Origin of the sequence: Pseudoalteromonas sp. A3, from assembly GCF_025942345.1 — a bacterium.
GTDB classification, from domain to species: Bacteria; Pseudomonadota; Gammaproteobacteria; order Enterobacterales; family Alteromonadaceae; genus Pseudoalteromonas; species Pseudoalteromonas atlantica.
Genome location: NZ_JAPCKL010000003.1, coordinates 335,963 through 348,418, shown reverse-complemented (window position 1 = coordinate 348,418; position 12,456 = coordinate 335,963). Strand labels below are relative to the sequence as shown.

Sequence of the window (12,456 nt, the reverse complement as noted above, 5' to 3'; positions counted from 1 at the left end):
ATGTCGGCTTTGCGTATAAAAAAGCTTTAGCTCGACGGTTGATGCTAATATGATATATCGAAATGCGTTGGATCTAAAGAAAAGCACTGTTTAAGGTTACTATGACTATTAATGAATCTAATTTAATTTGGCTTGATCTGGAAATGACTGGACTTGAGCCGGCCACAGATAAAATACTCGAAATTGCAACAGTAGTAACTGATGCCGATTTAAATATACTCGCGGAAGGGCCTACTATAGCTATTCACCAAAGTGATGAGTTGTTAGATGGCATGGACGAATGGTGTACTACACAGCATGGGAAATCAGGTTTGACTGCCCGTTGTAAAGCCAGTACATACGATGAGGCTTATGCGGTTGAACAAACGCTTAATTTTTTAAAGCAGTGGGTTCCTGCGGGTAAATCACCTATGTGTGGTAACTCAATAGGTCAAGACAGACGCTTTATGAATAAGTATATGCGCGAGCTTGAAGACTTTTTTCATTATCGAAATTTAGATGTAAGCACAATTAAAGAGCTTGCCCGACGTTGGAAGCCTGAGGTACTAGAACAGGTAAATAAAAAAGGCTCTCATTTAGCTCTCGATGACATTAAAGATTCTATTATGGAATTAAAGGTGTATAGAGAAAAATTCTTTAATTTGTAAAAAACACTTGCAAACACATTAGATTATTGTAGAATCCTGCCCCGCTCAAGACGATAACCCTCGCGGGGTTGGTGTGTTTGAGTGGTTTAAATACCACATCAGTAAGTGCGGCACTAGCTCAGTTGCCAGAACGTAGGACGCGACCTGTCGCGCACTAACGGACAAATTACTGACTAACTATGAAGCGGCACTAGCTCAGTTGGTAGAGCGCGACCTTGCCAAGGTCGAGGTCACGAGTTCGAGCCTCGTGTGCCGCTCCAATTTCTTACCAAAGAAATTGTAGTGATAGTAAACGAAGTAAAGCGGCACAAGTTCAGTTGCCAGAATGTAGGACGCGACCTGTCGCGCACCAACGGACAAATTACTGACAATCTATAAAGCGGCACTAGCTCAGTTGCCAGAACGTAGGACGCGACCCGTCGCGCACCAACGGACAAATTACTGACTTACTATGAAGCGGCACTAGCTCAGTTGGTAGAGCGCGACCTTGCCAAGGTCGAGGTCACGAGTTCGAGCCTCGTGTGCCGCTCCAATTTCTCACCAAAAGAAATTGAAGTATTGAATAAAATGTAATGTGGCACTAGCTCAGTTGCCAGAACGTAGGACGCGACCTGTCGCGCACCAACGGACAAATTACTGACAATCTATAAAGCGGCACTAGCTCAGTTGGTAGAGCGCGACCTTGCCAAGGTCGAGGTCACGAGTTCGAGCCTCGTGTGCCGCTCCAATCTCTCTAAATATCCCACTAAAATAAACACCTTTAAAACAATATTTTGATCTGATTTATACCTACGGAAATTATTTATAAATATTAAACGCACGAGTGGCCGCATGCCGCCGCGCGATATAAAGGGTTTTAAATAATGCGAAGTGACGTGGGTAAAGCTAGGGAGGGGAGGTCAATACAAGGTTAAAAGGTTTCGCCTTGCAAGGTCGCTATAATACGTCTTGCGCCGCCAGCGTCGCGATGCTCGCCTAAGTAAATACCTTGCCATGTACCTAGCGCTAAGCGCCCATTGCTTATAGGAATACTTAATTCACACCCTAACGTACTGGTTTTTATATGGGCTGGCATATCATCATCACCTTCGTAATCGTGACGATAGTAAGGTTGGCGCTCTGGAACGAAATGGTTAAAGTGGCTTTCCATATCCATGCGCACTGTTGGATCGGCGTTTTCGTTTATGGTTAAACTTGCCGATGTGTGCTGAATAAACAAATGTAATAGGCCAACTTTATAATTAGCCAGCTCGCTCAGCTGCGCGAGTATTTCATCATCAATTAAATGAAATCCTCGAGCACGCGGTTTTAAGGTTATTTGAGTTTGTTGCCAGCTCATAACTTATCAAAGCTAACTTCTATATTTGCATCGCCTGCATCACAGCTAAATGGCATAATTATTTTTTTGCCCTTACTTTTATGTGTGATGGTGTGGCCTTTACCTGCAACTACAATTGGCGTAGCCATATCAAAGTCATAGCCTTTTTCGCCGAGTAAGTTTTTAGCTCCACCGGTAACCATATTAGTAATTTCCCCAACCATATCAGTTACTTCATCGTCTATGTTGTCAGGGCGCTCACCAAGCATGCGTTCCATGATGGTCAGAGCTAAGTTTTCATCAAAGGTAATTGAAAATGAGCCACGAGTTTGCGCGCCCACCATGCCAATTAAACCAGATACATCGCCACAGGCGACTTCGTCTGTTTTTATACGCGGCTTACCTGGTTTTAACTCGGTTTGTGCCATTGTAGATAACACATTGATCAAAGAAGATAAAAATGGATTAATGAACTCAACATTCATGTTAGGTACTCTTAAAATTGGTGCTAAAGTGGCTATCTAAATATGAGTATAGCTTTAAAACAAACTTTGGGTTTAGCTTCTACAAGACTCACACTTACCGTGTGCTTCAATAGTTTGCCCTGATACAACAAAGCCGCTTTCTGCTGCTAAGTTGTTTAGCTCGTGAGAAATAACCGTAGAGTGCAGCTCTTTTACAAAGCCACAACTGTCACAAATTAATAGCTGCACAGGATGAATATGATCAAAGTGATGGCAAAGCATAAATGCATTGGTGCTTTCTATTTTGTGAATAAAGCCCAGCTCTGATAAAAAGTCTAGCGCACGGTAAATTGTTGCAGGTTTTGCGCCTGTTTCTGTTACTTTTAATTGCTCAAGTAAATCGTACGCCCCAACGCCGCCTTGGGCGCTAGCTAATAGGCGAAATACTTTTTCGCGGATAGGCGTAAAACGCGCACCACGGTTGTCACAAACTTGTTTTGCTTTACTTACGAGTGATTCTATATTCATCATTCTCTTATCCTTACGCTACCGTGATATACTAACATACTGTGTTGTACTTGCAGCGTTTTTATTAAACACTTTTTATCTAGGAACCCCATTAATGCATGAACTGGTAGCTATATTTATTTTCTTTTTTGCGGTGATAGACCCTATAGGTACAGTACCTGTATTTATTGCTGTGACACGTGGGGAAGATGAAAAGTTTAAACGAAAAGTTGTTTTTAAAGCCGTGGGTGTATCCGCTGTGGTTTTACTCTTTTTTGTTATTGCCGGTGAGCAGCTATTAAATGCAATTGAAATACCGCTGTCGGCGTTTCAAATAGCCGGGGGCATAGTCCTGCTTATTTTTGCGCTTTCAATGATTTTTGGTGAAAGTAAGCCCGAGTCTGAGATTAAAAGTGTGCGCGACAGCACAGAAACAGCTATTTTTCCGCTAGCCATTCCCTCTATAGCAAGCCCAGGCGCCATGCTTGGCGCAGTACTGATGACTCGCAACGAAGAATACACGTGGGTTGAGCAAGTTACTACATCGTCGATGATGTTGGTTGTGTTAGTTGTTGTGCTTGTGCTGTTGTTACTCGCAAATCATGTGCATAAATTAATAGGCGACAGTGGCGCAAGTATTATAAGTAGAATCATGGGGTTAATTTTAAGCTCTGTGGCAGTTACAAATATACTCAACGGTATCGCGCATTATTTTGGTTTACAAATATACAGCTAACATTGATGCTAATTAGGCTTTTGTGTAAAATACAGCGCCTTTTTATGGGCGCATTTACTTATAATCCCCGAGGCTTTTACATTGCAAAAACGCACATTAGATAATCCAACGTTAAACAGACGTTTTTCTGTTGCACCCATGCTTGATTGGACTGATCGTCATTGTCGCACTTTTCATCGTAAGATGACTAAGCACGCTGTTTTATACACTGAGATGATCACCACGGGGGCGATTTTATTTGGTCGCGGCGATTACCTACACTTTAATCAGCACGAGGGGCCGGTTGCTTTGCAACTGGGGGGCTCTGATCCCGAGGCGCTAGCAAAGTGTGCAAAACTTGCGGGTGAGCGTGGCTACGATGAAATTAACTTAAATGTAGGCTGCCCTTCAGATAGAGTACAAAACGGGCGCTTTGGTGCATGCCTAATGGCCGAGCCTGAGCTGGTTGCACAGTGTGTTGCGGCAATGAAAAGCGAAGTTAGTATTCCTGTTACGGTAAAAACACGCATCGGTATTGATGAGCAAGACTCGTATGAGTTTTTATGCGCATTAATTGAAGCCAGCCATAAAGTTGGCTGTGATGACTTTATTATTCATGCCCGTAAAGCGTGGTTAAATGGTTTAAGCCCTAAAGAAAATCGTGAAGTACCGCCTCTTGATTACCCACGCGTTTACCAACTAAAAAAAGACTACCCACAGCTCGATTTAAGCATTAATGGCGGCGTTAAAACAATTGAAGAAAGCCTAGCGCATTTAGCGCATATAGACGGCGTTATGATTGGTCGCGAAGCATATAGTAATCCATTTATGCTTAATGAGGTGGATGAAAAGATTTACGGTGAGGTGGCTAATACTCAGACTCGTCACGATGTGGTGCGCGCTATGTATGATTACATAGAAGAAGAAATGCGTTTAGGTGCTAACTTTTGGCATATAGCACGCCATATGCTGGGGATTTTTCAGGGGCAGCCAGGGGCGCGCGGATTTAGACGTCACCTTTCAGAAAATGGTCACGGTAAACAGGCTGATTTGTCGGTAATGGATAAAGCATTAAGTTTTGTGCCTGAGTAATACTAAAGCGCTGAGCAGTTATAAAAAAACCACTTTTTAAAGTGGTTTTTTTATAACTAAAATTTAGTCAAAAGATAAATAAATTAGTGATTTTCGCTTATTAATATTCAGTTTTTAGTCAGTTTAAAATAACTTATTAGCTGTCTAACTAATTGAATTTAAATGCTTATAAATAACTTTTTGTTACTTGGCATAACTCTTGGAATCTTGTTGTTGTTATCAATTAAAAACAACAGGACAAAACAATGAGTATATTTAATCGCGTAAATGATGTTATCCAATCCAATATTGCTGCCATGCTGGATAAAGCAGAAGACCCAGAAAAACTCCTCAACCTTATGCTAAGTGAAATGCAAGAAGCGCTTAACGAATGTAGAAGCACGGCCGCAGCCTTGCTGTGCGAAGAAAAAACGCTTAAACGCCAAATTGCACAAAAACAAAAAGACTTAACTTTGTGGCAAACAAAAGCTGAGCTGGCAGTTGCTAAAAACCGTGACGATTTAGCCAAGTCTGCGTTAGTAGAAAAACAGCGAGTAGATGAGCAAATTGCAGCAAAAAACACTCAGCTAAATACTCTAAAAGAGTCGATAGAGAAAATTACGGCAGATTGTGAGCGTTTACAGCAAAAAATGGCGCAAGCTAAAAGCAAACAAGCTCAATTAATAAAACGCCACGATATTGTTGCTGCACGTGAAAAAGTGAACATGCAATTACACAGTGACAAGGTCGCAAATGCTTTGTCTCGCTTTGAAATGATAGAGCAAAAAGTGGAAGGCATAGAAGCACAGGTTGATGCTTATGAACTTACAAATACAGCGCAATCAACCGCTGAGCAAATTGAGTCTTTAGTTAAAAATGAAAAAATAGATGCAGAGCTGGCTCGTTTAAAAGCCAGTGTTAAGCAAAGTAATACCAATACAACTGCGCGAAGCGCTTAAGGAGTAGAGTATGAATAACTTTAAAACACAGCGTGGTTGGTACAAAGATTCACTGAATAAAAAAATATCGGGCGTATGCAGTGGGTTAGCGCGTCGCCTTGATTTTCCAGTGTGGTCAACACGCTTAGTAACAATTTTATTATTCATAAGTTTTCCGTTTGCAGTGGCGCTTGGTTATTTGATTGCTCACTGCTGCCTTGAAGAGCGTGCGTATTAGGAGAGGGATATGAAAATCTTAGCAATATGTGTTGTCGTATATGTGTTACTTTTTACTGATACTGTGTCGCTAATACATTTTGATTCATGGCAGTTTCCACTTTGGATTGCAGATATGAGCTGGGTGGGGCTTGAGCTGGCTGGCGTATTAGTCGCTATTATTGCAGTGGTAGCCGTAATGGCTTTAGTGACTATGGGGTTAATAGGCGCAGGGATTGTCGCGCTGGTTGGCACCATTTTGGCACTGTTATTTGGTTCAGTGATGATAGCCTGGCCATTATTATTTGTAGCTGTACTGTGCTGGTTGGTGCTCGATAACAAAAAAGTAACCTCTTAAGCCTTAATTTAACTGACTATTATTAGTTAACTATGTTAAATTTAAAGTGAAATTTTATGCTTTCACAAGGAATAAAGCGATGATGAAGCAGTGCTTTTTTATGGCCTCGGCGTTAATGATTAATGTGTTTTCGTCATCGGTTGCTGCACATGCTGGGCACAGCCACGATACAGACGAAGCTAAGCTTGAAGTAAGCCATGCACAAGTAAGGGCATTTTTGCCTGGTAGTAAGTCGAGTGTTGGCTATTTAACAATTTCTAACCACGGTGGTGGTGTTGCTAAATTAACTAAAGCAACCATCGAAGGTTTAGGCCGTGTAGAAATACATGAGCACAAACATGTCAATGGCATGATGAAAATGCAACAGGTTAAAGTCGTTACTATTAAGGGTCATGAAAGCCTAAGCTTTGAGCCTGGTGGTTACCATTTAATGGTATTTGATCCACAAGAGCCACTAAAAGTAGGGCAAGAACGTAAACTCACGCTATATTTTAGTGACGGTAACCGCTTGTTTACTAATGCTCAAGTGGTTTCGCTTGAAGCGCAAGCTGCGCATTCAAAGCCATCTAAAAAACAACACGCTCATCACTAGGAGGATAAATGTCGCAACATAAAGGAAAAATAGCTGGTGCCTTGGTGGTACTACTTATTATTTTTTACGCTATTGCAGTTTATTGGAGCATTGAGCCGGCACGTTTTAACGTAGTAACTAATGCAAAAGAAACCGCGCAAGCACGCAACGAAAAAATGGTAACAGGCTATACAACCACCTCAACGCTTATTACCGTTGCTAGCACATTACTTGATAAGCAAGGTGGATATTTATCAAACGATGTGATGCCGCCAAGTGTGATAATGGATGACATGCCTGCGTGGGAATATGGCGCGCTTGAAATGGTGCGTGATTTAGCGCTATCAATGCGTAAAGACTTTAGCCGTTCACAGTCGCAATCTACCGAACATGAAGCCCTTAAAAAAGCGCAGCCGCAATTTAATATTAGCTCTGAGGCATGGGCATGGCCAAGTGCCGAGGGAGAGTATCAAAAGGGAATAGACTACCTTCTTGTGTACCGCTCACAAATTGCTAACGAGCATGAGCGCGATAGCCAATTTTATTCACGTGCAGATAATCTACGTAGCTGGTTAAAAGAAGCCGAAAAGCGTTTAGGCAGTTTAAGTCAGCGTTTAAGTGCAAGTGTTGGCCAAGACAAAGTAAATACCGATTTAGCCGGTAATTCTTCAAACACGCAAGCGACCTATACACCACTTCAGCAACAAGTAAGAACGTCGTGGTGGGAAATAGACGACGTGTTTTACGAGTCGCGCGGTGCAACGTGGGCGTTATTACACTTTTTACAAGCAGTTGAGTATGACTTTGCTGATGTATTAGAAAAGAAAAATGCGCGTGTAAGCTTACAGCAAATTATACGTGAGCTTGAGGCAACACAAGAAACCGTGTGGAGCCCAATTATATTAAACGGGAATGGCTTTGGCTTTGTGGCAAATCATTCTTTAGTTATGGCAAATTATATTTCAAGAGCCAATGCGGCTTTAATCGAACTTAGCGAACTACTAGCTCAAGGATAAAAAATGAAAAAGTATTGTTTAGCAGCTGCCCTATCAATGGCATGTTTAGCACCAGCAGCGCAAGCTGACACTCTATTAGGTTTATATGTAGGTGTTGATGGCTGGCAGTCAGATAACGACGGTCAGTTTTCTTACAAAGATAACGCACCACAAGATTTTAATTTTGAAGACGAAACCTTTATTAGCTACTACGCGGCACTAGAGCACCCAGTGCCATTAGTTCCTAACCTAAAGCTTAAATACACTGAGCTTGAACTTAATGGCTCAGCAACCCTTACTGATACGTTTAGCTTTAATGGCTCAGATTACGTGGTTGGTACAACTGCAAATACATTAAGTGATTTAACTCACATTGATTACATTCTTTATTACGAAATTTTTGATAACGATTTAATTTCAATTGATTTAGGTTTAAACGCAAAGCAGTTTGACGGCGACATTGTTGTAACTGGTACCACTCAACAAGGTGGCACTAACTTCTCTGAGACTAAAGATTTTTCGGGCTTTGTGCCACTTGCTTATGGCCGTGCTGAAGCAGGCTTACCATTTACGGGTTTAAGTGTGTTTTTTGAAGGCAGCTTTTTAGCTATCGACGATAGTAAAGTACAAGACTACCAAGTAGGCGTAGCATATGAACTTATTGATAACCTAGCGGTAGATGTAGCTATTAAAGCGGGTTACCGTTCTATGACGTTAGAGCTAGATGATGTTGATGATATTAATACCGATATTGACGCATCAGGCCCATTTGCGGGTATTCAAGTTCACTTTTAATTAGTAAACCTACTATGTGGTGTGTTATTTATTAACATGCCACGTTAAATCAAACTCTCCCTCCAATGCATTATTAATTAATTGCTTATACACCTTATTTACAGGGTAATTAATAAGCTTAGAAAGCTCATCGCCTGTTTGGGTAAACTTGTAATAGCTTAATACTAAGTCACTGCTTTTAGCTTTTAATGTCACTTTTTGCGATAAAAACGACAGGGTGAGTTCTTGTCCTGCTTTTAATACCGCCGATTCTATTTCTTTTCTGTAGAGTAAATTAAGATCCATTAGCGTTAAAATATCAGGAAAGCTGATCCCCGTTTTTCCTAAATTAAGCGATACCTTATTGCCTTTTCGTAGTAAGTCGAAAAGCGAAGGCTTTTTATAAAACCCTAATAAAATAAAGTGGCTGTCGTCTTTTGCGTTGTAGCTGCTCAGCGATACACACTTTTGTAATGCATCTGCTTCGCGTTGGGTCATATGCTTGAGTGTTTGTAAGCTTTTTATAGAAAATGTACCGGGGTTGAGGGTCTCGCCAGTTAAAATTTTAGCCCACAGTGTTTGCATCGATTCATTTGAGGTGTCTTCACATAGGGCAATAAAGCGTTCTATCCAGTCGGCATCTGGTTGCTTATTACTTGCCACATCGGGGCAAAACCCCATTGCTTTAGCTAAAATGGTTTCTATATTTTGCTGCTGTTTTATAAGCAGTAAATCTTGGCGCTTTTGGGCGCGCGCTAAAATAGGGTTATCGCTATTTATGTGATAAAGCGGGTTTAGATCGCCTTTAGAACCGTAACTTTGATCTGTACTTGGTTGCCCAGTATTTGTGGTTATTTTTTTTACGGGGTAACCAAGTAAAGACTCAATGATATTGGCGAGGTTAATTCTCGCTTGGGCTGATTTTACTGTCATCGTTATCCAGCTGTGTTTTTTGGTCGCGTAATTGCGCCACTGTTTGTAAGTTATTTAAGCCAAGTGACACTGTATTGCTTAATACATACTCACTAAAAATTGATAGATAACCCGAAATTAGCGGGGTATTGGTTTGGCCATTAATATTACACGTTACATTTACCACACCTTCTACTTCGGTAAATGTAATTTCACCTTCAATAATATGCTCATTTTTTAAAAGTGCATTAAAGGTCATTTTATTTTGCGAAAGCGAAGTAATGGTCATTTCTCCATACCCCCAGTCGCTTTGCCACGATTGATGCGCGCCTATACCGCGACTAGGTTCGCCTAAAGTAAAAGTGATAGACGGATCTACTTTGCCCCAAGGTGACCATGTATGCCAAAGGCTAAAGTCAGAGACCAGCGATTTAACGGTCGCTACATTGGCATTTATTTGTATGTTTTTATTTACGCTGTAATTTTGCGGCAGGGTTAAACCAATCAAAATAGCCACTAAAACTAACAATAAGAGCGTTTTTATAAGGATTTTAAAAAATTTAATAGGCACACCTTTTACGAGTTTTTTAGTTTGAAATATAACAACTTTTTATTAATCGACTATAGTATGAATTAGCCTATAAACCAAAAATATATTTTTAGCACATAGGTATGAGCTTATATAAGTATTAAAACTGATAAAGGGTAGATAATGTCGTCAGAGCAAAGCGATTTTTTATTTTTAGCGCCAGACAGCGAAGAAGAAATAACCCAAGAATTATCTGATTTTTGGGATGTTTTGATCGTTGATGACGATCCTGAAATACATTCAGTGACTAAGCTTGCGTTGTCGGGCGTAGAGTTTTGGGGGGCAGGGCTGCGTTTTCACGATGCGTACTCTGGCAGCGAAGCCATCGAAATACTCAAAAACAATAATACAATTTCCGTTATTTTTTTAGATGTAGTGATGGAGTCTGATGATGCGGGTTTGCAAGTTGTAAAACGCGTACGCGAAGAGCTTAACAACCAGCATGTGCGAATTATTTTACGTACCGGCCAAGCGGGCAACACCCCAGAAGAAAAAGTAATTCGCGAATATGACATTAACGACTATAAAACAAAAACAGAGTTAACTCGTTCTAAATTAGTAACTTCTTTAATTACCGCTATTCGCTCGTACGAGCAAGTATGCCAACTTGAGTATCAAAGTGATGCGATGAACACCATTGTTTCGGCTTCAAAGTCTATTTTAGGGCTTACCGATATTAAAGTGTTGTGCAAAGAGATTATTAAACACTTGGGCATTATTTTAGAGTGTCAGCAAGTTGGGTTGGTATGCAGTAAGCTAGATGGCGATAACTTTATTCAAGTATTAGGTGGCAGTGGCCATTATGAGAGCTACTTTGGTGAAAAGCTTGCTAATGTTGATAGCGTTGCGCTTGAACAAGTAGAGCAGTGTTTTGAGTCGGCTCAGCATTGCCAAACCGATTCGAGCGTAACTTTTATTGTTAAAAGTAAGCACCGCCAGGCTGCTATTTATTTAGAGTGCGAGCATAAACCGAGTGATGCGCAGCTGCAATTTGCAGAGATTTTTCTTACTAATGTGAGTGTAGCCCTTGATAACGTAAGGCTGTTTGTAAAACTAAGAGATGCGGCCTACAAAGATGTACTAACCGGTATTTCTAATCGTACTAATTTTATTGAGCGGGTGGTGCGTTATCAAAAACCACATGTTAATGACTACGTTTTTGTATTAATTGATGTGATTGGTTTTGCAGATATTAACAATGGCTTAGGACAAGAAATTGGCAATCATTTGTTAATCGAGATTGTAAAGCGACTTAAAGATGCTTACCCAGACGCAAAGTTATTGTCGCGTATTGGCGCAGATGTATTTGGCTTTATTATTCGCCAAACGGAGTTTGACCTTGAACAATTTAACGACGTGCTAAGTGTGCCTTTTAGTGCTGGCGAGCATATTTTACCTGTCGATTTTAGAATTGGTTTATGTCAGCAGCAAGACTTTCAAAGTGCTGGGTTAGATACACTCAAAGTTGCCTATATTGCATTAAACCAAGCTAAAAAGCTTAAATGCAAAGAGGGTATTTACTACGATATTGATATGCAAGACAAAATGGCTTGGCGCTTAGGTATTATTAGGCAGTTACGTCATGACTTTGCTCGGCAAAAGCTCCAAGTGTGGTATCAGCCTCAGCTTTCACTCGATGATTTGTCTTTGATTGGCTGTGAAGCATTGCTGCGCTGGCCATCAGAAGATGGCTCGTTTATATCTCCAGCGGTGTTTGTGCCTTTAGCAGAGGATGCCGGTTTAATTGTTGATATTGGCCAATGGGTTTTAGAACAAGCTTGCCAACAGCAAAAACGCTTAGAGGCACTCGGTGAAGAAATTTGCATTGCTGTAAATGTATCTGTGCCGCAATTTAAGGTTAAAGGCTACGCTTCAACAGTAAAAAACACCTTACAAAAGTACGACGTTAAACCCTGCAATATAGAGTTAGAAGTGACTGAAAGTGTGGTAATGGATGAATTAGAAACCGTGATCAATACCCTAAAAGAGTTAAAAGAATTAGGCGTAGAAGTGGCGATTGATGATTTTGGAACGGGCTTTTCTTCGTTAAGTTACTTACAAAGTTTACCGCTTGATAGGCTTAAAATAGACCGCGCATTTGTAAAAGATTTACCTGATAACGATACCGGTGCTATTGCTGCTTTGGTGGTGTCGCTTGGTGCTAAACTAGGACTAAAAACAATTGCTGAAGGTGTAGAAACACAGCAGCAGGCAGAGTTTTTGAAAAACTTAGGGTGTGATGAAGTACAAGGTTTTATGTACGCTAAGCCGATGCCTGAGCACGAACTTTTAGAGTTTATTAAAGAGCGAAATAAAAAAACTTAATATCAACAGACTTTACAGTAGGCGCGATATCTCTAGGCAATGTTGTATAAATAAGC

15 protein-coding genes and 3 tRNA genes are annotated in these 12,456 nt (G+C 40.7%); 13 read left to right on the top strand and 5 right to left on the bottom strand.

From position 1 onward, the window contains the following. Positions 1 to 101 precede the first annotated feature (101 nt). From orn to OIZ54_RS07660, 4 genes are all read left to right on the top strand, one after another. A complete protein-coding gene (gene orn, locus OIZ54_RS07675; RefSeq protein WP_004589057.1) occupies positions 102 to 647 on the top strand; it encodes an oligoribonuclease in 546 nt (181 codons plus the stop codon). A 184-nt stretch (positions 648 to 831) separates the two neighbouring features. Next, positions 832 to 907, top strand: a tRNA-Gly gene (locus tag OIZ54_RS07670). 196 nt (positions 908 to 1,103) lie between these two features. Next, positions 1,104 to 1,179: transfer RNA gene (locus OIZ54_RS07665), tRNA-Gly, on the top strand. A 119-nt stretch (positions 1,180 to 1,298) separates the two neighbouring features. Next, a tRNA-Gly gene (locus OIZ54_RS07660) sits at positions 1,299 to 1,374 on the top strand. A gap of 183 nt (positions 1,375 to 1,557) precedes the next feature. Here the strand turns inward: OIZ54_RS07660 and OIZ54_RS07655 are convergent. The 3 genes from OIZ54_RS07655 to OIZ54_RS07645 all read right to left on the bottom strand — a co-directional run bounded on the left by OIZ54_RS07655 (position 1,558) and on the right by OIZ54_RS07645 (position 2,957). Beyond that, complete coding sequence (locus OIZ54_RS07655) at positions 1,558 to 1,986, bottom strand: secondary thiamine-phosphate synthase enzyme YjbQ (protein ID WP_054983902.1); 429 nt, start codon at positions 1,984 to 1,986, stop codon at positions 1,558 to 1,560. Continuing rightward, on the bottom strand, positions 1,983 to 2,450 hold the full coding sequence (locus OIZ54_RS07650; protein ID WP_029773279.1) for a chemotaxis protein CheX: 468 nt from the start codon (positions 2,448 to 2,450) through the stop codon (positions 1,983 to 1,985). Before OIZ54_RS07650 ends, OIZ54_RS07655 begins: the two co-directional genes overlap by 4 nt. Positions 2,451 to 2,522: 72 nt before the next feature. Then, positions 2,523 to 2,957, bottom strand: a complete 435-nt coding sequence (locus OIZ54_RS07645) for a transcriptional repressor (protein ID WP_029773280.1) — start codon at positions 2,955 to 2,957, stop codon at positions 2,523 to 2,525. Between the two features lie 94 nt (positions 2,958 to 3,051). Here OIZ54_RS07645 and OIZ54_RS07640 point away from each other — a divergent pair, with 94 nt between their 5' ends. The 8 genes from OIZ54_RS07640 (at position 3,052) to OIZ54_RS07605 (ending at position 8,595) form a co-directional block, all read left to right on the top strand. Further along, complete coding sequence (locus tag OIZ54_RS07640; protein WP_004589061.1) at positions 3,052 to 3,672, top strand: MarC family protein; 621 nt, start codon at positions 3,052 to 3,054, stop codon at positions 3,670 to 3,672. An 81-nt stretch (positions 3,673 to 3,753) separates the two neighbouring features. After that, entirely contained in the window at positions 3,754 to 4,743 is a 990-nt protein-coding gene (dusA, locus tag OIZ54_RS07635) for a tRNA dihydrouridine(20/20a) synthase DusA (protein WP_126005878.1), read from the top strand. A 245-nt stretch (positions 4,744 to 4,988) separates the two neighbouring features. Further along, positions 4,989 to 5,681 (top strand): PspA/IM30 family protein, encoded by a 693-nt coding sequence (locus OIZ54_RS07630; protein ID WP_264390090.1) that lies wholly within the window; start codon positions 4,989 to 4,991, stop codon positions 5,679 to 5,681. Between the two features lie 10 nt (positions 5,682 to 5,691). Continuing rightward, positions 5,692 to 5,898: a PspC domain-containing protein gene (locus tag OIZ54_RS07625; protein ID WP_024031508.1), complete on the top strand. Its 207-nt coding sequence runs from the start codon at positions 5,692 to 5,694 to the stop codon at positions 5,896 to 5,898. A gap of 9 nt (positions 5,899 to 5,907) precedes the next feature. After that, on the top strand, positions 5,908 to 6,234 hold the full coding sequence (locus OIZ54_RS07620; protein ID WP_264390089.1) for a hypothetical protein: 327 nt from the start codon (positions 5,908 to 5,910) through the stop codon (positions 6,232 to 6,234). Between the two features lie 79 nt (positions 6,235 to 6,313). Further along, on the top strand, positions 6,314 to 6,826 hold the full coding sequence (locus tag OIZ54_RS07615) for a copper chaperone PCu(A)C (RefSeq protein WP_264390088.1): 513 nt from the start codon (positions 6,314 to 6,316) through the stop codon (positions 6,824 to 6,826). 8 nt (positions 6,827 to 6,834) lie between these two features. Beyond that, positions 6,835 to 7,821: a DUF2333 family protein gene (locus OIZ54_RS07610; protein WP_004585847.1), complete on the top strand. Its 987-nt coding sequence runs from the start codon at positions 6,835 to 6,837 to the stop codon at positions 7,819 to 7,821. Between the two features lie 3 nt (positions 7,822 to 7,824). Next, on the top strand, positions 7,825 to 8,595 hold the full coding sequence (locus OIZ54_RS07605) for a TIGR04219 family outer membrane beta-barrel protein (RefSeq protein ID WP_004585848.1): 771 nt from the start codon (positions 7,825 to 7,827) through the stop codon (positions 8,593 to 8,595). A gap of 24 nt (positions 8,596 to 8,619) precedes the next feature. On the opposite strand, the gene OIZ54_RS07600 is transcribed toward OIZ54_RS07605, so the two are convergent. Further along, the gene (locus OIZ54_RS07600) at positions 8,620 to 9,507 is read right to left on the bottom strand and encodes a TIGR03899 family protein (RefSeq protein ID WP_064385742.1); all 888 of its coding nucleotides are present in this window, start codon (positions 9,505 to 9,507) and stop codon (positions 8,620 to 8,622) included. Then, positions 9,476 to 10,057: an SRPBCC family protein gene (locus tag OIZ54_RS07595; protein ID WP_004585850.1), complete on the bottom strand. Its 582-nt coding sequence runs from the start codon at positions 10,055 to 10,057 to the stop codon at positions 9,476 to 9,478. Before OIZ54_RS07595 ends, OIZ54_RS07600 begins: the two co-directional genes overlap by 32 nt. Before the next feature lie 141 nt (positions 10,058 to 10,198). Between OIZ54_RS07595 and OIZ54_RS07590 the strand changes: the two genes are divergently transcribed. Continuing rightward, positions 10,199 to 12,400, top strand: coding sequence for an EAL domain-containing protein (locus OIZ54_RS07590; protein WP_264390087.1), 2,202 nt, complete (start codon positions 10,199 to 10,201; stop codon positions 12,398 to 12,400). Positions 12,401 to 12,456 lie beyond the last annotated feature (56 nt).

What these genes read in the sequence shown, in the direction of transcription:
- OIZ54_RS07625 (WP_024031508.1), top strand. Translation starts at nt 5,692, where the DNA reads ATGAATAACTTTAAAACACAGCGTGGTTGGTACAAAGATTCACTGAAT.
- OIZ54_RS07645 (WP_029773280.1), bottom strand. Translation starts at nt 2,957, where the DNA reads ATGAATATAGAATCACTCGTAAGTAAAGCAAAACAAGTTTGTGACAAC.
- OIZ54_RS07590 (WP_264390087.1), top strand. Translation starts at nt 10,199, where the DNA reads ATGTCGTCAGAGCAAAGCGATTTTTTATTTTTAGCGCCAGACAGCGAA.
- OIZ54_RS07610 (WP_004585847.1), top strand. Translation starts at nt 6,835, where the DNA reads ATGTCGCAACATAAAGGAAAAATAGCTGGTGCCTTGGTGGTACTACTT.
- OIZ54_RS07620 (WP_264390089.1), top strand. Translation starts at nt 5,908, where the DNA reads ATGAAAATCTTAGCAATATGTGTTGTCGTATATGTGTTACTTTTTACT.
- OIZ54_RS07655 (WP_054983902.1), bottom strand. Translation starts at nt 1,986, where the DNA reads ATGAGCTGGCAACAAACTCAAATAACCTTAAAACCGCGTGCTCGAGGA.
- OIZ54_RS07615 (WP_264390088.1), top strand. Translation starts at nt 6,314, where the DNA reads ATGATGAAGCAGTGCTTTTTTATGGCCTCGGCGTTAATGATTAATGTG.
- OIZ54_RS07630 (WP_264390090.1), top strand. Translation starts at nt 4,989, where the DNA reads ATGAGTATATTTAATCGCGTAAATGATGTTATCCAATCCAATATTGCT.
- orn (WP_004589057.1), top strand. Translation starts at nt 102, where the DNA reads ATGACTATTAATGAATCTAATTTAATTTGGCTTGATCTGGAAATGACT.
- OIZ54_RS07640 (WP_004589061.1), top strand. Translation starts at nt 3,052, where the DNA reads ATGCATGAACTGGTAGCTATATTTATTTTCTTTTTTGCGGTGATAGAC.
- OIZ54_RS07600 (WP_064385742.1), bottom strand. Translation starts at nt 9,507, where the DNA reads ATGACAGTAAAATCAGCCCAAGCGAGAATTAACCTCGCCAATATCATT.
- OIZ54_RS07605 (WP_004585848.1), top strand. Translation starts at nt 7,825, where the DNA reads ATGAAAAAGTATTGTTTAGCAGCTGCCCTATCAATGGCATGTTTAGCA.
- OIZ54_RS07650 (WP_029773279.1), bottom strand. Translation starts at nt 2,450, where the DNA reads ATGAATGTTGAGTTCATTAATCCATTTTTATCTTCTTTGATCAATGTG.